Annotated in this window: 20 protein-coding genes; 5 read left to right on the forward strand and 15 right to left on the reverse strand. The window is 54.1% G+C overall.

The window, feature by feature from the left end:
* Positions 1–287: 287 nt before the first annotated feature.
* The gene (locus BCF53_RS14080) at positions 288–941 is read left to right on the forward strand and encodes an HAD family hydrolase (RefSeq protein WP_132702456.1); all 654 of its coding nucleotides are present in this window, start codon (positions 288–290) and stop codon (positions 939–941) included.
* 158 nt (positions 942–1,099) lie between these two features.
* Here BCF53_RS14080 and BCF53_RS14085 read toward each other — a convergent pair whose 3' ends face one another.
* The gene (locus BCF53_RS14085) at positions 1,100–1,474 is read right to left on the reverse strand and encodes a MazG nucleotide pyrophosphohydrolase domain-containing protein (protein ID WP_132702458.1); all 375 of its coding nucleotides are present in this window, start codon (positions 1,472–1,474) and stop codon (positions 1,100–1,102) included.
* A gap of 157 nt (positions 1,475–1,631) precedes the next feature.
* Positions 1,632–2,378, reverse strand: coding sequence for a sulfite exporter TauE/SafE family protein (locus tag BCF53_RS14090; RefSeq protein WP_132702460.1), 747 nt, complete (start codon positions 2,376–2,378; stop codon positions 1,632–1,634).
* A gap of 211 nt (positions 2,379–2,589) precedes the next feature.
* On the opposite strand from BCF53_RS14090, the gene BCF53_RS14095 reads away from it, so the two are divergent.
* On the forward strand, positions 2,590–2,976 hold the full coding sequence (locus BCF53_RS14095; RefSeq protein ID WP_132702462.1) for a MerR family transcriptional regulator: 387 nt from the start codon (positions 2,590–2,592) through the stop codon (positions 2,974–2,976).
* Between the two features lie 30 nt (positions 2,977–3,006).
* The gene (locus tag BCF53_RS14100) at positions 3,007–4,059 is read left to right on the forward strand and encodes an aldo/keto reductase (protein ID WP_207902741.1); all 1,053 of its coding nucleotides are present in this window, start codon (positions 3,007–3,009) and stop codon (positions 4,057–4,059) included.
* A gap of 615 nt (positions 4,060–4,674) precedes the next feature.
* On the opposite strand, the gene BCF53_RS14105 is transcribed toward BCF53_RS14100, so the two are convergent.
* The 13 genes from BCF53_RS14105 to urtA all read right to left on the reverse strand — a co-directional run bounded on the left by BCF53_RS14105 (position 4,675) and on the right by urtA (position 16,493).
* On the reverse strand, positions 4,675–5,217 hold the full coding sequence (locus BCF53_RS14105) for a HupE/UreJ family protein (protein ID WP_132702464.1): 543 nt from the start codon (positions 5,215–5,217) through the stop codon (positions 4,675–4,677).
* Positions 5,214–5,870 (reverse strand): urease accessory protein UreG, encoded by a 657-nt coding sequence (gene ureG, locus BCF53_RS14110; RefSeq protein ID WP_132702466.1) that lies wholly within the window; start codon positions 5,868–5,870, stop codon positions 5,214–5,216. Before ureG ends, BCF53_RS14105 begins: the two co-directional genes overlap by 4 nt.
* 2 nt (positions 5,871–5,872) lie before the next feature.
* Entirely contained in the window at positions 5,873–6,535 is a 663-nt protein-coding gene (locus tag BCF53_RS14115) for an urease accessory protein UreF (protein WP_132702468.1), read from the reverse strand.
* The gene (gene ureE, locus BCF53_RS14120) at positions 6,535–7,023 is read right to left on the reverse strand and encodes an urease accessory protein UreE (protein WP_132702470.1); all 489 of its coding nucleotides are present in this window, start codon (positions 7,021–7,023) and stop codon (positions 6,535–6,537) included. Before ureE ends, BCF53_RS14115 begins: the two co-directional genes overlap by 1 nt.
* Before the next feature lie 13 nt (positions 7,024–7,036).
* On the reverse strand, positions 7,037–8,743 hold the full coding sequence (ureC, locus tag BCF53_RS14125; protein WP_132702472.1) for an urease subunit alpha: 1,707 nt from the start codon (positions 8,741–8,743) through the stop codon (positions 7,037–7,039).
* A 3-nt stretch (positions 8,744–8,746) separates the two neighbouring features.
* Positions 8,747–9,067, reverse strand: coding sequence for an urease subunit beta (locus BCF53_RS14130; protein WP_132702474.1), 321 nt, complete (start codon positions 9,065–9,067; stop codon positions 8,747–8,749).
* 9 nt (positions 9,068–9,076) lie between these two features.
* Entirely contained in the window at positions 9,077–9,379 is a 303-nt protein-coding gene (ureA, locus tag BCF53_RS14135; RefSeq protein ID WP_132702476.1) for an urease subunit gamma, read from the reverse strand.
* Positions 9,380–9,390: 11 nt separating this feature from the next.
* Entirely contained in the window at positions 9,391–10,254 is an 864-nt protein-coding gene (locus BCF53_RS14140; protein ID WP_132702478.1) for an urease accessory protein UreD, read from the reverse strand.
* A gap of 4 nt (positions 10,255–10,258) precedes the next feature.
* Entirely contained in the window at positions 10,259–10,954 is a 696-nt protein-coding gene (urtE, locus tag BCF53_RS14145; protein ID WP_132702480.1) for an urea ABC transporter ATP-binding subunit UrtE, read from the reverse strand.
* Positions 10,951–11,790, reverse strand: a complete 840-nt coding sequence (gene urtD, locus BCF53_RS14150) for an urea ABC transporter ATP-binding protein UrtD (protein WP_132702482.1) — start codon at positions 11,788–11,790, stop codon at positions 10,951–10,953. The genes urtE and urtD overlap by 4 nt, the downstream gene beginning before the upstream one ends.
* Positions 11,787–12,911: an urea ABC transporter permease subunit UrtC gene (gene urtC, locus BCF53_RS14155; RefSeq protein WP_132702565.1), complete on the reverse strand. Its 1,125-nt coding sequence runs from the start codon at positions 12,909–12,911 to the stop codon at positions 11,787–11,789. The genes urtD and urtC overlap by 4 nt, the downstream gene beginning before the upstream one ends.
* Positions 12,912–12,913: 2 nt before the next feature.
* Positions 12,914–14,575, reverse strand: coding sequence for an urea ABC transporter permease subunit UrtB (gene urtB, locus BCF53_RS14160; protein ID WP_243645841.1), 1,662 nt, complete (start codon positions 14,573–14,575; stop codon positions 12,914–12,916).
* Positions 14,576–15,215: 640 nt separating this feature from the next.
* Positions 15,216–16,493: an urea ABC transporter substrate-binding protein gene (gene urtA, locus BCF53_RS14165; protein ID WP_207902743.1), complete on the reverse strand. Its 1,278-nt coding sequence runs from the start codon at positions 16,491–16,493 to the stop codon at positions 15,216–15,218.
* Positions 16,494–16,753: 260 nt separating this feature from the next.
* Between urtA and BCF53_RS14170 the strand changes: the two genes are divergently transcribed.
* On the forward strand, positions 16,754–20,116 hold the full coding sequence (locus BCF53_RS14170; protein ID WP_132702486.1) for a hybrid sensor histidine kinase/response regulator: 3,363 nt from the start codon (positions 16,754–16,756) through the stop codon (positions 20,114–20,116).
* Positions 20,103–21,005: a response regulator transcription factor gene (locus tag BCF53_RS14175; protein WP_132702488.1), complete on the forward strand. Its 903-nt coding sequence runs from the start codon at positions 20,103–20,105 to the stop codon at positions 21,003–21,005. Before BCF53_RS14170 ends, BCF53_RS14175 begins: the two co-directional genes overlap by 14 nt.
* The last annotated feature ends 77 nt before the right edge of the window (positions 21,006–21,082 follow it).

Raw genomic sequence — 21,082 nt, forward strand, 5'->3', positions numbered from 1 at the left:
TATTAAAGCGAATGGATAGTATCAATGGCGAGCCGGCTAAAGCAGCGCTGGAATTCACAGTTTCTTTACTTTAGGGAAAAGCAGCCTAAAAAGGTTTTGATTTTGCCAACTTGGACAAAAAAATAGTAAAACGGGCCGAGCGTTACCAGCTGGAAACACCGCTGGCAGATGCTTTCACTGCTCTATTTGGATTGACCTGGCAAGAATGCGAATACCAAACCCGTTGCCAGATATTCATGTATTATGACCAACATAATTCAAACTAAAAGTTAATCTAAGGAGCTTAAATGCGCTACAAAGCCCTCGTGTTTGATATGGACGGCACCCTGCTGAACACCCTTGAAGACCTTGCCGATTCAACCAATTTCGCCCTGATAAAACACGGCTTCGCAGCACAACCAACCGAATCCTACCGTTACTTTGTTGGCAGTGGCGCACGCAAGTTAGTAGAACGGGCACTACCGGAACAAGCCCGCAACCCCGAGACCATCGACGCCTGCTTAGCGACCTACAAAGAGCATTACAATGAAAACTGGGCTAACAAAACCCGGCTGTACGATGGGCTGGCCGATGTGCTGAACCAGCTTTCCGCTAGCACACTGAAATTTGGCATTTTAACCAACAAGCCCAAAAGCTTTGCAGACGAGTGCGTGAAACACTTTTTATCAAACTGGCAGTGGCACGTTGTACAGGGGCAGGAAGAGGGCCTGGCATTAAAACCGAGTACAGATGTCTCTCGCTTAGTCACTAACGCTTTATCCGTAGAGCCAGGCGAGGTTCTGTATTTAGGCGACAGCGATGTTGATATGTTTACAGCAAAGAATGCGGGCTATACATCTGTTGGCGTTACCTGGGGCTTCCGCACAGAGCAAGAACTGGTAGGTGCTGGCGCTGAACATATTGTTCATAAACCAGCTGAGATTATTAAGTTACTCGGCTGATAACGCACCTCTGTGGGTTTGAGTTCCAAACCGGCCGTGAGGCTAAAACACGGCTGTTTCACCCGCAGCAAACGCCACCAATTATTCTGTCAATACTCACGCCCCCGTGTCTTTCAGACCCAATCGGTGTCAGCAGTGTCGGGTTCGTGCATCTTAAGCTAGCCGCCATCATGCAGACGCTGCTCATTCTCTAAAGCAATCTTTTGTTTTTCTTTCACGTCTTTCCAGAGCTTTCCGGATTCGATACCCGAGACACGCTCTTCATATTTGTTACAGGCCCGGTTAAGAACCGACTGAACGTTAACTCCGGCTTCCTTTTCCAGGGCACAGAGAATGTTCAGGTAATCCCACAAAATATCACCCAGTTCATCCTCAAGGTAACACAGTCGTTTTTTGGGTAACTCTTCTACAACCTCGTTTACCTCATTGACGATCTCGGCCAGATAAGTAGAAGATCCATCGGACCAACGACTGCCCTGGTCAAACTTCGACTTTCGTTTTGCGATACTCAATAGTTGTTCGAACTTTTCCATTTATGTCTCTTGGAAGGTTAATTGCAGTTTAAACAGAGCTTAGGTTACCCTATTCACAACTTAATACATAAAAATGCATGTAAGGTTAAGAAGTTTAACCAAGCCTGCTGAATCCAGGTAGCTTTTGCTTCGGTGAACCCAGCTTTCAGGCAAAGCCTTATAACGTAAACACCAGCCGAGCGCCAAGCAGTAGAATCATCCCACCCAGAAATTTTTTAACCGTTGCCGGATGCATTTTCTGGTGCATCACAATAGTACCCAAATAGCCGCCCAACCAGGCGGACACGCCTGCAAATATTAAAAGATTCCAGGGTACAGAGCCCATGAGCGCGTATGTAGCAAAGGCAGTAAGCGATGAAAACGGTACCGAAAAAGCGGTAATCGTTGCTACCTTTTTCGGGTTAAAGCCCTGCATCATCATTAAGGGAGAAATCACACCACCACCGCCAACACCTAATAGCCCTGAAATAAAACCAGCGATGACCCCGGTGAGCAGAGGGCCCATAAAGGGGCGGTCTTCCCGGTACTGATTGGCATATTTGGCGCTTTTAAAAAACAACATCATCATCCCGGAGAAGAACAGGAAGGTTATAAATACCATGAGCAGATATCTGGTTGGAATCAGGTGCCCAAACCAAGCCCCCAGAGGAGCAAATACAATGGATGCAGCAATAATTGGCAGCCCTAACTTAAAATCCAGCCGTTTATTCTTTATGTTTGAATAGGTCGCTCCGATCATGCTGACGCCATTTACAAACAAACCCACGGACCTTGCCTGAGCAAAGGGTAAGCCAATCCACGTTAGGGCCGGCACAATAACTAATGCAGAGCCGACGCCTCCTAATGCAAAAATAAAACTAAGAATGAATGAAAGAATAACAACCAGGAGAACTGTCATACCCATTTTGCTTACCTCTTTTGTACCACTACACTTTTGACGCCCCGAATGACCGGCGATGACGCATCAGAATCCAGGCCTACCCTTCTAAGACGAACAACCAGGCAAAAAGATTCATACTATTTATCAGTATTAAATTGGACACCTTCCTGAAAAGGTCATTTTAAACTACATTTCCCCTTGACCTGGAGTGCGCTCCAGCTATTAGAGTGTGCTCATGACGATAAAAACTAAAGCAAAAGAAACCTGGCTCACACCTGCTCAAATGTCTGAGCGATCCGGAGTATCGATAGATACCCTGCGCTACTACGAAAAGGAAGGCCTGCTGCAGAATGTTTCGCGCGCAGCCAGTGGCCACCGCCGCTACAGCAGTGAAGACATTCTATGGGTAGAGGTTTTACGCTGCCTGCGTAATACCGGTATGAGCATTGACCAGCTGCGTCATTACTGCGCATTGGGGGCTCAGGGTACAGGTACCGAGCCAGAGCGGCTGGCACTGCTGAATGCACACCGGCAAAAGGTATTGCAAGATATAGAAAAGATGCAAAAGGCTTTGGAACTTATCGATCATAAAATCAGTTTTTACGGCAGTAAGACTGAATAATTTTGCTTGATAAATGAAGGAGAGATGGCGATGAGTTTTGGTAAAAATTCAACAGAGCCTTATGTACAGGTCGGCAACAGCGGGTTATTTGTGTACAGGGTTGGGCTGGGCACCATGCAGTTCGGCTGGTCGGCAGACGAAGCGGCGGCCAATGCGGTAATGAATACCTACGTTGAGCACGGCGGTAACTTCATTGATACCGCAGATTGCTACAGCTCCTGGTCGAACGCGCTGGGCGGCCCGGAAAACCCAGGCGGTGTTTCTGAAGAAATGATCGGCCGCTGGCTGGCAACTCAAAACCGCTACGACATCGTGTTGGCAACCAAGGTGCGCGCCGCCATGGGCATGCAATTCTGTGACAGCCGGGCTACTTTTAAGCAGCGCGAGGGGCTTTCCCGCCGATGGATTATAAAATCCTGCGAGGATAGCCTGCGTCGGTTAAACACCGACTACATCGATTTATATCAGGCGCACTTTATTGACCCGCTGATTCCGATTGAAGAAACACTTTCCGCATTCACAGACTTGGTTCGTCAGGGCAAGGTACGCTACATGGGCTGCTCAAATTTCAGCGCCTGGCGCCTGATGCAGGCACTTTGGACATCCGATAAAAACAACCTGGAATCCTTCATCAGCCTGCAACCGGAATACAACTTACTGTCGCCTACCCGTGGCGATTTTGAAACCGAGCTGGCTCAGGTTTGCGAGAACTATGGCCTGGGTGTTATCCCCTACAGCCCACTGGCTGGCGGTGTGCTCACCGGCAAATACCGGCGCGGAAAAGAGCTGCCGCAAAGCGTCCGCGCAGAAGAAAACGCAGAGCGCCGCTTTAGTGAACAGAACTGGAACATCATAGAAACGTTAGTGAGCGTTGCAGAAAGAAACGCCATGACACCGGCGCAGGCGGCCATTAACTGGTTGCGCGCAAAACCGGTGGTCACCGCGCCAATCATTGGTGCTAACTCACCCGAACAGCTCATCAGCGTGCTGAATGGGTTGGATAAAAAATTAAGCGCCGCCGATGTGGATGAGCTCGATCAAGCGAGTGATTTTCATAGGCCCAGAACCTCACTGGAAACCTGATTTCGGGGCTCACACCAAACCCTTACCTTGATGCTATCTGGAACGCGGGCGTCTCGCCCGCATTATTTTTTTACTGCGGTTCACACGCTAAACATTAGAGGCTGGCTAGTGCGGGCGGGGACGCCCGCGATCCATCTGGGGCTAACCGGAACGCGGGCGTCTCGCCCGCATTGTTTTTTGCTTTGGCTCACGTGCTAAAGATTGGTGGCTGGCTAGTGCGGGCGGGGACGCCCGCGGTCCATTTGGGGCTAACCGGAACGCGGGCGTCTCGCCCGCATTGTTTTTTCTGTGGCTTACGAGCTAAAGATTAGAGGCTGGTTGATGCGGGCGGGGACGCCCGCGGTCCATCTGAGGCTAACCGGAACGCGGGCGTCTCGCCCGCATTGTTTTTTCTGTGGCTTACGAGCTAAAGGTTAGAGGATGGTTGATGCGGGCGGGGACGCCCGCGGTCCATCTGGGGCTAACCGGAACGCGGGCGTCTCGCCCACATTGTTTTTTTCTGTGGCTTACGAGCTAAAGATTAGAGTCTGGTTGATGTGGGCGGGGACGCCCACGGTCCATCTGGGGCTAACTGGACCGCGGGCGTCTCGCCCGCAAAACCGTTTGCCGGGAGTATTACTGTGCTACTGCGGCAACACGCCGCTTAACACCAACAACGGCTTTCACTATCAACGCAACCGATGCCATCACCGCCACGCTGGAAAGCAACGTACCGCCAGCATACTGCACCAGCGCCCCGTAGGCTTCTGCACCCTGCACCACGCCGTGACAGGCGCTGAAAATACCCAGTGCCATCAGCGCCAGTGCCTTCAGTGCACCGGTTTTTAAATACAAAAGCAGGCAAACCGGTAACGCAAACAGCGATGCCAGTACCAGCCCTTCAACGCTGTGTGCCTGCGACCAATACACCCCTGCGGTAAAACCAGCAACGAGCATAAAGCTAACAAACGCTATTAAACCGAACGCAGCTTTTTTAGCGCTAACGGCAACGAAAACACCTACCAGCAACAAGGCTGCCAGATGGTCCCAGCCGGTCAGCGGGTGCAGTAAACCGGTCATAAAACTGCTGTGCTGTTCATGCCCGGCGTGTGCCAGTGCGCCAGTGCTCAGCCCTGCGCCTACCAACAAAACAATTGAAGAATGAATCAGTTTTTTCATACAGAGGCCTCCATTGGCTCGGTAACAGAAACAGTGACATCGCGTTTTACAAGCATGCCCTGATTAACAATAAAGTTAATGATTTCGGCAACGCCATCGCCGCGTACCAAATTAGTAAACACAAAGGGCTTTTCACCGCGCATCTTTTTAGCATCGCGGTCCATCACTTCCAGCGAGGCATTCACCATGGGTGCTAAGTCGGTTTTGTTGATGATGAGCAAGTCCGATTTGGTAATACCCGGCCCGCCCTTGCGCGGAATTTTATCGCCAGCGCAAACATCAATAACGTACAGGGTTAAATCGGAAAGCTCGGGGCTGAAGGTGGCGCTTAAGTTATCGCCGCCGCTTTCAACCAGCACCAGTTCTAAATCCGGGTGGCGCTCCTGCAGCTCATCAATAGCCGCCAGGTTCATAGAGGCATCTTCACGAATGGCGGTGTGTGGGCAGCCGCCGGTTTCCACGCCCATAATGCGGTCGGCTTCCAGCGCTTCGTGGCGCAGCAGAAACTCGGCATCTTCACGGGTGTAAATATCGTTGGTCACCACGGCCAGATTATAGTGTTCGCGCATGGCTGAACACAGCTGGCGCAACAGTGCCGTTTTACCGGAGCCAACCGGCCCACCCACGCCTACGCGTAAACATTGTGTACTCATATTTAACTCCTGAATAATCGTGAATATTGGGTTTCATGCCAGGCGCTGGCCATGGCAAAGGCAGGCAATGTCATGCCGATGTTTTCGTCATGCACGGCCAGCCCGTGTTCAATGGCCTGCTCTATTTCCGGCATCATGGCGAGCAAAACCTTTTGTGCCGAAGTTTGCCCCAGCGGCACGGTTTTGCAGGCGGCGGCGACCTGGTTTTCCAGCCATGCCCATAACCAGGCCGAGCAACAGCCGTGAATATCGATGCCGTAATGCACGCAAGCTTTTGCGAACAACACCAGGTAGCTGAACTCGCGCGCCTGCACCGGCAGGCCAATGCCAAGGCTGCCCAGTAAGCGATAGAAAGTAAGCCCTAACTTTTGCTCTTCCTGCAGCAGTTCACGGGTTTCGCGATTGGCCAGCAGCACCTGCTGCCAATACTGCACCTGTGCTAAATCGTCTGCTTGCCAGGCCGTGTACAGGCGCTTTAACAGAGGGATATCCAAATTCGCCTGCGCGTGGCTGAGAATGGGCGAAAGCCATTCATGCAGGCTTTCTTCGCTGTTCACCCAACCCATTTCCACCGCCGATTCCAAACCCTGACTGTAGGCAAACGCGCCTATCGGCAGGCTGGGGCTGGTTAAGTGCAGCAGCGACAACAATGCCTGGGTGTTCATCAGTGGGCGTGCTCCCCATGGCTGTGATTGTGTTCATCGTGACTGTGTCCGTGATGATGACCGCCGCCGTGATAAGCGCCGTTTTCCGGGTTAAACGGGGCGTTGTGGTGGGTAACCGTTAAGCCAAACATTTGCACCATGTCTTCCAGTACATGGTCCGGCTGAAAGCGCAGCCACAGCTCACCAATGGCCATCGGCACATGGCGGTTACCCAGGTGATAACAGGCTTTCGAGAAGGTCAGCCAATCGGTCGCCACAGCGGTGACCACCGGTTCGGCTTCCGCCTCAACTGCGAATATCTGGCCGCATTCGCTGAACAGAAAGTCGCCTTCGCGCAGCACTTCACCGCGCACCAGAAAAATGCCAACCTCCTGCCCGGCTTTGCTTTCGGCTTTAAAGCGGCCCTTCTGCCGCAGCTGGTAAGGCAGTACAACGGCATCGGTTACCGTGCCGTGATGATGGTCCGCCCGTCGGGTAATTTTCAGCATAACAATCTCCTTATCAGAACAGCGTATAGCGCTGTGCCAGTGGCAGTTCGGTGGCCGGCTCGCAAGTAAGCAACTGGCCATCGGCACGTACCTCGTAGGTTTGCGGGTCAACGGTGATGTTGGGCATGTAGCTGTTGTGCACCATGTCGTTCTTGGTCACCGTGCGGCAGCCTTTGCACGGCACCAGCGCCCGTTGCAGGCCCAGACGTTCGGCCAGGCCGTTATCGATCGCGGCCTTGCTGGTGAACGTCACCGAAGTCGCCGCTGGCGCACTGCCGAAGCCGCCAAACATATAGCGGTAATGCACCGGTTGCGGTGTCGGGATCGAAGCATTGGCATCGCCCATTGGCGCGGCGGCAATAAAGCCACCCTTAATAATCAGTGACGGCTTAATGCCGAAAAAGGCAGGCTTCCAGACCACGATATCCGCCAGCTTGCCCACTTCCAGCGAGCCGACTAAATGATCGATGCCGTGCGCCAGCGCCGGGTTAATGGTGTATTTGGCAATGTAGCGTTTGGCACGGAAGTTATCGGCGCCAATGTCGGCATCTTCCGGCAGCAAGCCACGCTGCACCTTCATCTTGTGCGCGGTTTGCCAGGTGCGGCAGATCACTTCGCCCACACGGCCCATGGCTTGCGAGTCGGAAGCGATCATCGAGAACGCGCCCAAATCGTGCAAAATGTCTTCGGCGGCAATGGTTTCTTTGCGAATACGGGAATCGGCAAAGGCGACATCTTCCGGAATGTTTGGGTCCAGATGGTGACACACCATCAGCATGTCCAGATGCTCATCCACGGTGTTGACGGTATAGGGCCGCGTGGGGTTGGTTGAAGAAGGCAGCACGTTCGGCTCTTTACAGGCGACGATGATATCCGGTGCATGCCCACCTCCGGCACCTTCGGTGTGGTAGGTGTGAATGGTGCGGCCCTTAAAGGCGGCCAGAGTATCTTCCACAAAACCGGATTCGTTCAGCGTGTCGGTATGAATAGCAATCTGCACGTCGTACTTTTCAGCCACGCTCAGGCAGTTGTCGATGCTGGCCGGTGTGGTGCCCCAGTCTTCGTGCAGCTTTAAACCACAGGCACCGGCTTCCAGTTGTTCTTCCAGTGCTTCCGGCAAGCTGGCGTTGCCCTTACCTAAGAAGCCAAAGTTCATCGGCAGGGTATCGGTGCTTTCCAGCATTTTGGCCAGGTTCCACGCGCCCGGCGTACAGGTGGTGGCGTTGGTGCCAGTCGCCGGGCCGGTGCCGCCACCGAGCATGGTGGTGGTGCCAGACATCAGCGCTTCTTCTATCTGCTGCGGGCAAATAAAGTGAATATGCGCATCAACCGCACCGGCGGTGACGATATTGCCCTCGCCGGCAATCACCTCGGTACTGGCGCCAATGTTGATGGTGACATCGGGCTGAATATCCGGGTTGCCGGCCTTGCCAATGGCATGAATCAGGCCATCTTTAATGCCGATATCGGCCTTCACGATGCCCCAGTGATCCAGAATCAGCGCATTAGTGATGACGCAATCGACCACCTCAGCGCGGCACTTCTGGCCCTGGCCCATGCCATCGCGAATCACCTTACCGCCGCCGAACTTCACTTCGTCGCCATAGGTGGTGAAGTCTTTTTCAACCTGAATAAACAGCTCGGTATCGGCCAGGCGAAGCTTATCGCCCACGGTGGGGCCGTACATTTCGGCATAGGCCTGACGGGAAATTTTAGCCATACGTTACTCCTTAGCCTCGCTCAGCTTGCCCATAATTTCGCCACGGAAGCCGTACACCTCTTCGCTGCCGGCCAGAGCCACCAGCTCTACCTTGCGGCTTTGGCCCGGCTCGAAGCGCACTGCCGTACCGGCCGCAATGTTCAGGCGCATGCCTCTGGCCTGGCTGCGCTCAAAATCCAGCGCCGGGTTGGTCTCAAAAAAATGGTAGTGGCTGCCCACCTGAATGGGCCGGTCGCCATGGTTAATCACCGAAAGCTCAACCGTTTTGCGGCCCGCGTTCAGTTCAATCGGTTGCTCTGCGAGTACATATTCACCGGATGTCATGAGCGGCTCCTATTGAATGGGGTTATGAACGGTCACCAGCTTGGTACCATCCGGGAAGGTCGCTTCTACCTGTACTTCCGGCAGCAGCTCGGCAATGCCCTCCATCACCTGATTTCGGGTGAGCAGCGCCCTGCCCTCACTCATCAGTTGCGCCACGGTTTTGCCATCGCGCGCGCCTTCCATAATGGCGGCAGAAATATAGGCTGCCGCCTCCGGGTAATTCAGTTTCACACCCCGCGCCAGGCGACGCTCGGCCACCAGTGCCGCGGTGTACAGCAACAGCTTATCCTTATCTCTGGGTGATAATTCCATGGGTGACTCCTTTAGGTGTTCCAGATACGCGGCACGCAGGCTGGCGTACCGTTCATCAGCGGGCGCAGCTGTTGCCAGCAGGCGCGAAGTTGGGTTTGTGCCTGCTCACTGCAGGCACCTAAGTAGCGCACCACCAGCACGTTTAAGCGGCAGGTGACGCTGAGCGTGGTCATGGCCTGTTGCTGTAACAGCGAGTGCAGCTGTTCCACGGCCTGTTCCGGATCTGCCAGGCCAAAGGCAACCAGCGTGCCGGACACCAGATTGCCGTTAAAGCCGCTGATGGCGCTGATTAATGGATCGTCCGCGGCCAGAAACTGGCGCTCCAGCAGCAGCGGAACATCGTCGTGATACAGCGCCAGCCGCTGCTCTACACTGCCCGATGCAAACGGCAGGTTGCTTTTGGGGCGGCCCAAACAGAACACATCCAGGCCGAAGAACTGCGCCTGGCCATACAGGTTAATGTGCGTGCTCAGGCGGCCATGCGCGCCATCGAACACGATGGTTTCCATGGGCAGCCATTCGCACTGACTGTCGGTCACCTCGATATCCACCCGCTGCTTCTGGGCGATGCCGTTGCTGTCGGCGCGGTAAATTTTGCCGGCCGAAGGCGTAGTGACCAGCACCTTACTGCCTGGCTCGCAGGTGAGCTGAATGTTCAGATCATCGCCACTGACCAAGCCGCCCGGTGGATGCAGCAGGTACACATGGCACACCTCGCCCTCCGGGTAGAACGGCCGCTGCACGCGCAACGGGCCAAGAAACTGCATTCGGTGCATGCGCGTTTTGGCCTCGCCCTTGTCAAAGCCGAGCGATAAAAACGCTGGCCAGTGACGCTGGCTTTCGGCCTTGTTGAGCTGATCGGTCAGTTCTGTCATGCCATTACACCGTTAAGTATTCTTTCACCAGCTGATCGTTCAGCTCGGTCATTTCGCCGAATGCGACCTGGCGGCCACGGTCGAGAATGCAAAAGTTATCGGCCACCTTGCGGGCGAACGGCAGCTTTTGCTCCACCAGTAACACGGTGAGGCCAATCTCTTCGTTCAACCGGCGAATGATGTCGCCAATTTCGGCAACCACGTTGGGCTGAATACCTTCGGTCGGCTCATCCAGAATTAAAAAGCCGGGGTCGGTGACCAGTGCGCGGCCAATGGCCAACTGCTGTTGCTGACCGCCGGATAAATCACCCCCGCGTCGATGCAGCATTTCCTTTAACACCGGAAACAGCTCGAAGATGTAATCGGGCACCTGACGCAGGCCATCGCGGCGCGCCGGCAGACCAATGCGCAGGTTTTCTTCCACGCTCAGCAGTGGGAATATCTGCCGCCCCTGCGGTACATAGCCAATGCCCATGGGCGCGCGTTTTTCTGCCGCCATGCCAGCAATATTCTGGCCTTTGTAGCTGATACTGCCGCTCTTCACCGGCAGCAGCCCCATAATGCTCTGCACCAGCGTGGTTTTACCCACGCCGTTGCGGCCCATTAAACAGGTGCATTTGCCTTCCGGCACGGTCATGGATAAATCCCACAGGGTGTGGCTTTGGCCATAAAACTGGTTGAGAGAATCGATCTGAATCATGCTTCGGCCCCCAAATAAACTTCAACGACCTTCGGGTTGCTCTGCACCTGCTGCATGGTGCCCTCGGCCAGCACCGAACCCTGATGCAGCACCGTGACTTCGCTGGCAATGGAGCGCACAAAATCCATATCGTGCTCCACCAGAATAATGGTGTGCTCGCCGGCCAGGTTGGTGAGCAGCTCGCCGGTGCGGTCCATTTCCTGATGTGTCATACCAGCGACCGGTTCATCCACCAGCAGCAGTTTTGGGCTTTGCATCAGCAGCATGCCAATCTCCAGCCACTGCTTTTGCCCGTGCGAAAGCGCACCGGCGGGCAGATTGCGTTGGCCTACAAGGCCAATCAGCTGCAGCACATGATCGATGCGGTCAACCTGACTCGGCGTTAAGCGCGCCAACAGCGTTGGCATCACGCCCTTATCGCCCGCCATGGCCAGCTCTAAATTGCAGAACACGCTTTGCAGCTCAAATACAGTGGGCTTCTGGAATTTTCGGCCAATACCCGCCTGGGCGATTTCCGGCTCGTCCATTTCCAGCAGGTTAATCTTCTGGCCAAACCAGGCCTGGCCGGTATCGGGCCGGGTTTTGCCGGTGATGATGTCCATCATGGTGGTTTTACCGGCACCGTTGGGGCCGATAATGCAGCGCAGCTCACCCTCTTTGATATAGAGGTTTAAATCGTTAATGGCCTTGAAGCCATCGAAGCTGACACTGATGCCTTCCAAATAGAGCAGAAAGCCCTGGCCGACTTCGAGCATCGGGTTTTGCTGCGGCATCATGAAATCGTAGACATGGTCGCGGTCGACCGTCTGGCGAATAAAATCGACAACATTGGTCATGCGTTCACCTCTTTCGGCTTGCTGAAGCCAGTCAATTTCTTAAACAGACCCACCAGACCATTCGGCAGGAACAGCGTCACCAGTACAAACAGCGCACCGAGCGAGAACAACCAAACCTCGGGCAATGCTGCCGTTAAATAGGTTTTGGCGTAGTTCACCGCCAGCGCACCAATCACTGCACCGTACAGTGTGGCGCGACCACCCAGGGCGACCCACACCACCAGCTCGATGGAGATCAGCGGCGCAAATTCAGACGGGTTAATAATGCCCACCTGCGGCACATACAGCGCCCCGGCGATACCGGCGAGCACGGCAGAAAAACAGAAGATCCACAGCTTGAAGTTTTCCACCTTATAGCCGGTGAAGCGGGTGCGGGCTTCGGCATCGCGAATCGCCAGTGCGACGCGACCCAAACGGCTGGTCACAATATAACGGCAGGCCAGGTAACCCAGCGCCAGCGCCAGCCCGGAGCAGAAAAACAGCGTTAAGCGGGTGGCGTCGGACTGTAAATCAAAACCCAGAATGTCTTTAAAATCGGTCAGACCGTTGTTGCCGCCAAAGCCCATTTCATTGCGGAAGAAGGCCAGCATCAGCGCATAGGTGAGCGCCTGCGTGATGATGGAAAGGTACACACCGGTCACCCGCGAACGGAACGCCAGCCAGCCGAACACAAAGGCTAACAGGCCCGGCACCAGCATGATCATCAGGGCAGCAAACCAGAAGTTATCGAAGCCATACCAAAACCAGGGCAGCTCCTGCCAGTTCAGGAACACCATGAAATCCGGCAGGATCGGGTCGCCATAAACGCCGCGATCACCAATCTGGCGCATCAGGTACATGCCCATGGCATAGCCGCCCAGCGCAAAGAACGCGCCGTGACCCAGGCTTAAAATACCCAGATACCCCCAAACCAGATCAACCGCGACAGCCAGCAGAGCGTAGGTTAAATACTTGCCCATCAGGGTGACGGTGTAGGTTGAAACGTGCAGCGCCGAGCCCTGCGGGAACAGCGCATTGGCGCCGATAACCACCGCCATCACAATGCCCAGTACCGCTAAAAAGCTAACCGTGGAGCGGTCGAATAGCCGCTGGTTTGAATCTAAGGATGCTTGCGGATTCATCATTAACCCTCCGCCGAACGGCCCTTTTGCGGGAATAGTCCGCGGGGCTTCTTCTGAATGAATAGGATGATGAACACCAGCACGAGGATTTTCGCCAGTACGGCGCCGGCCCACGGTTCCATCAGTTTATTGGCAATACCCAGCGACATACCCGCCACCAGCGTGCCCCACAGGTTGCCGACACCGCCGAACACTACCACCATGAACGAATCGATAATGTAGGCCTGGCCCAGGTTAGGACCCACGTTAGTCAGTTGGCTCAGCGCCACGCCAGCCATACCGGCAATGCCCGAGCCCAGGCCGAAGGTCATGGCATCGACCCATTCTGAGCGCACACCCATGGCGCGGGCCATGGCACGGTTTTGGGAAACAGCGCGCACCTCGATACCCAGGCGGGTGTAGCGCAAAATAAAGAACAACAGCGCGAACACGATTAAACAGAACACAATGATGTACAGCCGGTTGAGCGTGAAGCTGAGCAGCGGGTTCAGCTCGACAACCCCGGTCATGAATTCCGGTGTGGCCACCGAGCGGTTGAGCGGCGAAAACACCGAGCGCACCGCCTGTTGCAGAATCAGGCTGATACCGAAGGTGGCCAGCAGCGTTTCCAGCGGGCGACCATATAAAAAGCGGATCACGCCGCGTTCGATACCAATACCCACCAGGCCGGAAACCACAAAGGCAGCGGGGATCGAGATAAAGATCGATGCCGCTAAATGGTCGGGCATCAGCGTTTGAATCACGTAAGTCGTATAGGCACCGAGCATCATCAACTCGCCGTGCGCCATATTGATCACACCCATCACGCCAAAGGTAATGGCCAGACCAATCGCCGCCAGTACCAATACCGAGCCCAGGCTTAAACCAAAGAACAGGGTTTCGGCCAGCTCGGCCACCTTCACGCGGCCATCGAGTTTAGTGAGTGCGCTTTCGGCACTGCGGGCAAGCGCAGCTTCCGGCTCGGTTGCTAAAAACTGCGTTACCGCAATGCGCGCTGCCGGCTGGTAGCTGGCACCTAAGGTGCTCAGTGCCGCCAGTTGCTGATCGATTGCCGAGCCGGGCGCTTGCAGGCGATAAATGGCCAGCGCGACATCAATCAGTTCGCGCACGGTTCGGTCTTGCTCGGTCGCCAGTTGCTCGCTCAGGCGGCTGAACAGGGCTTCGTCAATATCACCCAGGGTTTGTTTAACCGCAGCGGCACGGTTGGCCGCCAGCGGCGAAGATAAATTCAGCAGCGCCAGCTCGGTTTTCAGCTGACCGCGCAGTTGGTTATTAATGCCAACGCGCTTAACCCGGCGTTTGCTGACGGTTTCGGTTTCGGCGTTTGCATCGGTAAATAACGGGCGAATGATGGGCTTGGAGCCGTTTTCACCAACGATGGTGACCAACTGATTTTCAGACCGGTACACATACAGCTGGCCTTCCAGCAGCATGGTTAATACATCGAACGCACGCTCGTCACCGCTTTGGCTGATCAGGCGAATGCCCTGGCTGATGTCGTTAAAATCAGAAGATAGCAGTTGATCCAGGCCACTCTTAAAGGCCGTTTGTTCGGTGCTGTTGGCCGATAGCGGGGCGAGTAGCATTGCCACCAGCAACAGGTGCCATATTGCCGCAAACTTGCGGTGGGTATGGCGGGTTAGACGGGTTATGGCATTAACCATATCGATTCCTCGAAGGGTCTTTGGTGCATCTTTTGTAGGTCGGGCTTCAACCCGACGGGCCCTGGCATTCTTGTTGGCCTAAAGACCAACCTACAGCGTTAACATCCTTTGTAGGTCGGGCTTCAGCCCGACAGTGCCTTGGCATTCTTGTTGGCCTAAAGACCAACCTACAGCGTTAGCATCCTTTGTAGGTCGGGCTTCAGCCCGACAGTGCCTTGGCATTCTTGTTGGCCTAATGACCAACCTACAGCGTTAGCATCCTTTGTAGGTCGGGCTTCAGCCCGACAGTGCCTTGGCATTCTTGTTGGCCTAAAGGCCAACCTACAGAGTTCGCATCTTTTGTAGGTCGGGCTTCAGCCCGACAGTGCTTTGGCATTCTTGTTGGCCTAAAGACCAACCTACAGGGTTAGCATCTTTTGTAGGTCGGGCTTCAGCCCGACAGTGCTTTGGCATTCTTGTTGGCCTAAAGACCAACCTACAGCGTTAACATCCTTTGCAGGTCGGGCTTCAGCCCGACGGTACCCTGGCATTCCTGTTGGCCTAAAGACCAACCTACAGAGTTAGCAACTTTTGTAGGTCGGGCTTCAGCCCGACAGGACCTAGGCATCCCGCCGAGCTGAAGACCAAGCCACGTTAACAACTAGTAATTCTGGCCAGAGCACTTACCCGTTTTCACGTTGTAGTTACCGCAGGCCAGCGGCTGACGCCAATCGGCAATCAGGTCTTTAGAACCCGGCAGGAAATCGGACCAGGCATCACCGGCCACCAGGCCCGAGGTACGCCATACGGTCTGGAACTGGCCGTCATCCTGAATTTCGCCAATCAGTACCGGCTTGGTGATGTGATGGTTCGGCATCATGGTGGAATAGCCACCGGTCAGGTTCGGTACCGCAACACCGATCATCGCCTCGCCGACCGCCTCTGGGTCTGTGGTACCGGCTTTCTTCACCGCCTCGACCCACATGTTGAAGCCAATGTAGTGCGCTTCCATTGGGTCGTTGGTAACGCGGTCTTCATTGCCGATGAAGGCGTGCCATTTTTCGATGAACTCGTCATTCACTTCGCTTTCATCGCTCATGAAGTAGTTCCAGGCAGCCAGGTGGCCGACCAATGGGGTGGTATCCATACCGGAAAGTTCTTCTTCACCAACCGAGAACGCCACCACCGGAATCTCATCAGCGGTGATGCCCTGGTTACCCAGCTCTTTATAGAACGGTACGTTGGCATCGCCATTCACGGTAGAAACTACTGCAGTCTTCTTACCGGCCGAGCCAAACTTGCTGATATCGGCAACAATCGACTGCCAATCGGAATGACCAAACGGCGTGTAGTTGATCATGATGTCGGCATCCGCCACGCCCTTATCTTTCAGGTAGGCTTCAAGAATTTTATTGGTGGTGCGCGGGTACACATAGTCGGTACCGGCCAGCACCCAGCGTTCAACGCCCTGATCCATTAAATAGTCCACCGCCGGAATGGCCTGCTGGTTAGGCGCAGCGCCGGTGTAAAACACGTTTTTGGAAGATTCTTCACCTTCGTACTGAACCGGGTAGAACAGCAGACTGTTGAGTTCTTCAAATACCGGCAAAACCGACTTACGGGAAACCGATGTCCAGGCGCCGAACACCGCATCCACCTCTTCTTTAGAGATCAGCTCACGCGCCTTTTCCGCAAACAACGGCCAGTTAGAGGCTGGGTCTACGACGACGGCTTCCAACTGCTTACCGAGCAACCCGCCCTTTTTGTTTTGCTCGTCCACCAGCATCAGCATGGTGTCTTTCAGCGTGGTTTCACTGATTGCCATGGTGCCGGAGAGTGAATGTAAAACGCCTACTTTGATGGTGTCGTCTGCAGCCAGAGCCATTCCGCTCAGCAGCGATGCAGCCAGAACAGAACTTGCTAAGAGTGTCTTTTTCATGTGCATGGTCCCTACATGGTTTTTCAGTTATCGAATGAACAATTGAAACTGCCGGGGCTTTGGCTGGCCCGATTCACAGTGAGCTCAGTATTGAAAAAACGATGCAAGCGGGATATGCGCAAAACAGGTCAGCGGACTACGTTGAATGACGCATATTTTCAATGTAAAAGTGCATTTACTATCGCGCATGCTAATAATGATTCAGTTTTAAGGCAGGCAGCCCGCCAGCCCAACCGAGTTTTGGGAGCGTAATTACACTCATGCAGCAGGTTCCGGTTAACCGCCGCAAGTACAACAAACTGGTCGCCAACGAACTACTGGAAGACTTCGCCCTGCGCTTTACCGCCAAGCGCGCGCGTAAATGGTCATCGGGGTGGATCGCCAACACTGCGCTGGGCATTGTGTCGTTTCTGGTACTGGAGGCACTGGGCGGCTCCATCACGCTTTCGTACGGAACCATCAACGCCTTATGGGCCATTGCTGCCGTTTCTGGTGTGGTCATCTTCAGCGGCATCCCTATTTGCTATTACGCCGCCAAATATGGTGTGGATATCGATCTGCTCAGCCGCGGAGCGGGCTTTGGCTACATTGGCTCAACCATTGTTTCGCTCATTTATGCCTCGTTCACCTTTATCTTTTTTGCGCTGGAAGCTGCGATTATGTCGATGGCGATACAGCTGCTGTTCGGCATTCCGCTATTTTTGGGCTACATCATCAGCGCGGTGGTGGTGATACCGGTGGTGATAATGGGCATTACCAACATCAGCCGGTTTCAGATGGTTTCGCAGCCGTTATGGCTGGCGCTGCAATTAATACCGCTCTACTTTGTGTTCAGCCACCCGGATGCTCAGCTCGATAGCTGGCTGAGCTACGCTGGTGTTACCGGTGATAAACAAGAATTCAACTGGCTGTTGTTTGGTGGCGCTTCAGCGGTGCTGCTTTCCATCGTGGCGCAGATTGGCGAGCAGGTAGACATACTGCGTTTTTTACCAGAGCAGAAAGAATGCGGCCGTACCAAGTGGTGGCTTTCTATGCTGTTCGGTGGCCCGGGCTGGATGCTATTTGGCGCGGCGAAGCTGGCGCTGGGCAGCTTTTTAGCCTGGCTGGTAATCAGCCACGGCTTCAGCCCGGCCGAGGCCGGCGACCCGGCGCACATGTACCTGCAAGTGTTCCGCTACATGCTTTCCGATACCCAACTGGCGCTGATTGTGGCCAGTGTGTTCGTGATTATCTCGCAACTGAAAATCAATGTGGCCAACGCCTATGCCGGCTCGCTGGCGTGGTCTAACTTTTTCTCTCGGCTCACCCACAGCCACCCCGGCCGCGTTGTGTGGATGGTGTTCAACGTTATTATCGCGCTGCTGCTGATGGAGCTGGGCGTTTACCAGCTGCTGGAAAAAACCCTGCAGGTTTATTCAGTGCTGGTGTTGGCGTGGATCGGCACGCTGGTGGCCGATTTGATCATCAACAAGCCGCTGGGTTTAAGCCCTAAAGGCATTGAGTTTAAGCGTTCGCAGCTGTTCGATGTAAACCCGGTAGGGCTGGGCTCTATGGTGATTGCCTCGGCCGTGGGGCTGGCGGCGCATCTGGATGTTTTCAACGAATTCGTCAAGGCGTTTGCCTCTTACATTGCCTTTGCCCTGCCCTTTATTACCGCGCCAATCATTGCGCTGCTCACGCGTAGCCGGTTTTATCTGGTTCAGCCCAATCACGAAATACCGGTGCACCTGCATGGCGAAATACAGTGCGATATTTGCGAGCACAGCTTTGAGCATGAAGACATGGCCTTCTGCCCGGCCTACGGTGGCCATATTTGCTCGCTGTGCTGTTCTTTGGATGTTCGCTGCCAGGACAAGTGCCGTAAAAAAGGCACGCTGGCGCAACAGATCCGTTCTCTGCTCAGGCCCATTGTGCCGAAGAGAATGCTCGGCTTGCTCGATTCGCCCATCAGCCATTTTTTGCTGGTACTGCTGTTAGTCAGCAGTTTTATGGGGGCCATCTTCCTGATTGCCTACAGCCAAATACCCGACCTTGCCCCGGAACATTTAAGCAGCATGACATCGGGCCTTGTACGCGCCTTTATCATGCTGTTGATTCCCGTTGGTATCATCAGCGGCCTGTTTGTATTGGCACATAACAGCAGTAAAGCCGCGATCAAAGAATTACAGGCGCATGCGCAACTGCTCAGCCAGGAAATCACCGCGCACGAAATCACCTCGCAAAAACTGGAAAAAGCCAAGCAACAGGCAGAAACCGCCAACAACGCCAAAAGCCGCTACCTGGCCGGGCTCAGTCACGAACTGCGTACACCGCTGAACGTTCTGCTCGGTTATGCTCAGTTGCTGAGCCACGATGAAGAAATCCCACCGAAGAAACGTGAGTATGCGCAAATACTGCGCCGCAACGGAAAGCACCTATCCGACCTGCTGGAAGGCCTGCTGGAAATATCCAAAATTGAAGCCGGCCGTCTGGAATTACAACGCGAACAGATAGACCTGCACGGGCTGCTCAACGAACTGGCCGAAATGTTCCGCCTGCAGGCAAACCAGAAAGGACTCGGCTTTGAATTTACCTACAACCCTTCCCTGCCGGTACATATTGCAGCCGATAAGCAACGGCTGCGGCAAATTCTGATTAACCTGCTCAACAACGCCGTGAAATACACCGAAGCTGGCACCGTCAGCTTTAACGTCAGTTACCGCAACCAGGTGGCCAGCTTTGAAATTAGCGACACCGGCGATGGCTTAACGCAAAAAGACATTGAACAAATTTTTAAGCCTTTTGAGCGCATTGAAAATGACAACTCGAAAATCATTTCCGGTACCGGCCTTGGGCTGACCATTTCCAACGCACTGGCCAGCCTGATGGGCGGCGAAATTTCCTGCAGCAGCACGCCCGGCAAAGGCAGCACCTTCACCCTGAAGCTGATGCTTTCTGCCATTGATACGCCAAGCCTGAAACAGCCCCTACAAAGCAAAAACATTGTGGGTTACCACGGAGACCGACAAACCATTCTGGTGGTGGATGACATTGAAGATCAGCGCATGCTGGTAAAAAACATCCTCAGCCCGCTGGGCTTTAATTTACTGCTGGCAGAAAGCGCAGAAGCGGCATTAAAACTTGCAGCCAGCGAGAAAATTCATCTCTTTATTCTCGACATCACCATGCCGGAAACCAGCGGGTGGCAGCTGGCCATTCAATTGCGTAAACATAATATCCGCAGCCCTATCATGATGCTCTCGGCCAACATTCATGAGCTGGAAAAAAGCAACATGCTGGCGCAATACCATAACGACTACCTGAGTAAACCGGTTTCCAGAAAAGAGCTTCTGGCGAAACTAACCAACCTTTTACCCATAGAATGGACGTACCAAAATACCGCTACCAGCGAACACGAGCGCACCAGCCACAACCTGATAATCCCTGCCAAAGAAGAACTTAAAAAATTACGCGAACTTGCTGAAATCGGTTTTATGACGGCCTTCAATGAAAAAATGGAAGCACTGATGCACAGCGGCAACGCCAGCAAAAGCTTTTTTGCCCCGCTGCAAAGCAGCCTGCAGCAGTGTCACTTTGAGAAAATTGTTAACTACCTGGATGCACAAATCGATGAACATTATTAAATCTAATAACATCATTGTTCTGGTTGTTGATGATTCACCGGAATCACTCGGCATGCTCAACGCCGCTTTAAACGAAGCCGGGTTAACGGTGCTGGTGGCCCTGAACGGCATGCAGGCGCTTTCTATCGTAGAAAAGGTTCAGCCGGATGTAATTCTGCTGGATGGCGTAATGCCGGAAATGGACGGCTTTGACACCTGCCAAAAACTGAAAGAAAAACTGCCTTCAACGCCGGTCATTTTCATGACCGGGCTGAACGATTCGGAACACGTTGTACGCGGCTTTGAAGTGGGCGGTGTGGATTACATCACTAAGCCCGTGGTGCCCAGTGAAGTACTGGCACGTATCAGAACCCACAGCCACAACGCCAAACTGGCGAAATCGGCACAGGCCGCACTCGACTATGCGGGCCAGTATATCTTTTGCGTTTCGGTCAACGGCGAGTTGGAATGGGCCACACCCCACGCCCAGGAGTTGATCGGCAGCCTGCAGGAAGACTTAGTCGAAAAATGGGCGCACATCAAACCCGCCATCGCCCAATGGTTGGCTGGCAATGAGCGCGACACACCACTCACCCTGCCGGAAATGAACGAGCCCCTGCATGCGGAATACGCCGGCGACTACGACCAACTGCATTCGCTGATACGGCTGGTAAAGCCCAAACAGCTGGGCACCGAAGCCGACCTGCAACAAGCGCTGAACGTCACCAAGCGCGAATCGCAAGTGCTGTACTGGCTCTCCTTCGGCAAAACCAATTGGGAGATCGCCACCATACTGGAAATGAGCCCGCGTACCGTGAACAAGCACCTGGAACAGATTTATAAAAAGCTGGAGGTGGATAATAGAACGGCGGCGGCGAGCAGTGCGATTCGCATACTGGAAAGCAGTTGACCCGAACCGGAACGCGGGCGTCCCGCCCGCATTTAGTAACAGCGGCTACTTCAAGCTTACTTCATCCTCTGTCATTA

It is taken from the genome of Reinekea marinisedimentorum, from assembly GCF_004341165.1.
In the GTDB taxonomy this organism is placed as follows: domain Bacteria; phylum Pseudomonadota; class Gammaproteobacteria; order Pseudomonadales; family Natronospirillaceae; genus Reinekea; species Reinekea marinisedimentorum.

Bases quoted from the DNA above. Each gene is read 5' to 3' on its own strand.
- BCF53_RS14080 (WP_132702456.1), top strand. From the start codon at position 288: ATGCGCTACAAAGCCCTCGTGTTTGATATGGACGGCACCCTGCTGAAC.
- BCF53_RS14085 (WP_132702458.1), bottom strand. From the start codon at position 1,474: ATGGAAAAGTTCGAACAACTATTGAGTATCGCAAAACGAAAGTCGAAG.
- BCF53_RS14090 (WP_132702460.1), bottom strand. From the start codon at position 2,378: ATGGGTATGACAGTTCTCCTGGTTGTTATTCTTTCATTCATTCTTAGT.
- BCF53_RS14095 (WP_132702462.1), top strand. From the start codon at position 2,590: ATGACGATAAAAACTAAAGCAAAAGAAACCTGGCTCACACCTGCTCAA.
- BCF53_RS14100 (WP_207902741.1), top strand. From the start codon at position 3,007: ATGAGTTTTGGTAAAAATTCAACAGAGCCTTATGTACAGGTCGGCAAC.
- BCF53_RS14105 (WP_132702464.1), bottom strand. From the start codon at position 5,217: ATGAAAAAACTGATTCATTCTTCAATTGTTTTGTTGGTAGGCGCAGGG.
- ureG (WP_132702466.1), bottom strand. From the start codon at position 5,870: ATGAGTACACAATGTTTACGCGTAGGCGTGGGTGGGCCGGTTGGCTCC.
- BCF53_RS14115 (WP_132702468.1), bottom strand. From the start codon at position 6,535: ATGAACACCCAGGCATTGTTGTCGCTGCTGCACTTAACCAGCCCCAGC.
- ureE (WP_132702470.1), bottom strand. From the start codon at position 7,023: ATGCTGAAAATTACCCGACGGGCGGACCATCATCACGGCACGGTAACC.
- ureC (WP_132702472.1), bottom strand. From the start codon at position 8,743: ATGGCTAAAATTTCCCGTCAGGCCTATGCCGAAATGTACGGCCCCACC.
- BCF53_RS14130 (WP_132702474.1), bottom strand. From the start codon at position 9,067: ATGACATCCGGTGAATATGTACTCGCAGAGCAACCGATTGAACTGAAC.
- ureA (WP_132702476.1), bottom strand. From the start codon at position 9,379: ATGGAATTATCACCCAGAGATAAGGATAAGCTGTTGCTGTACACCGCG.
- BCF53_RS14140 (WP_132702478.1), bottom strand. From the start codon at position 10,254: ATGACAGAACTGACCGATCAGCTCAACAAGGCCGAAAGCCAGCGTCAC.
- urtE (WP_132702480.1), bottom strand. From the start codon at position 10,954: ATGATTCAGATCGATTCTCTCAACCAGTTTTATGGCCAAAGCCACACC.
- urtD (WP_132702482.1), bottom strand. From the start codon at position 11,790: ATGACCAATGTTGTCGATTTTATTCGCCAGACGGTCGACCGCGACCAT.
- urtC (WP_132702565.1), bottom strand. From the start codon at position 12,911: ATGAATCCGCAAGCATCCTTAGATTCAAACCAGCGGCTATTCGACCGC.
- urtB (WP_243645841.1), bottom strand. From the start codon at position 14,575: ATGGTTAATGCCATAACCCGTCTAACCCGCCATACCCACCGCAAGTTT.
- urtA (WP_207902743.1), bottom strand. From the start codon at position 16,493: ATGAAAAAGACACTCTTAGCAAGTTCTGTTCTGGCTGCATCGCTGCTG.
- BCF53_RS14170 (WP_132702486.1), top strand. From the start codon at position 16,754: ATGCAGCAGGTTCCGGTTAACCGCCGCAAGTACAACAAACTGGTCGCC.
- BCF53_RS14175 (WP_132702488.1), top strand. From the start codon at position 20,103: ATGAACATTATTAAATCTAATAACATCATTGTTCTGGTTGTTGATGAT.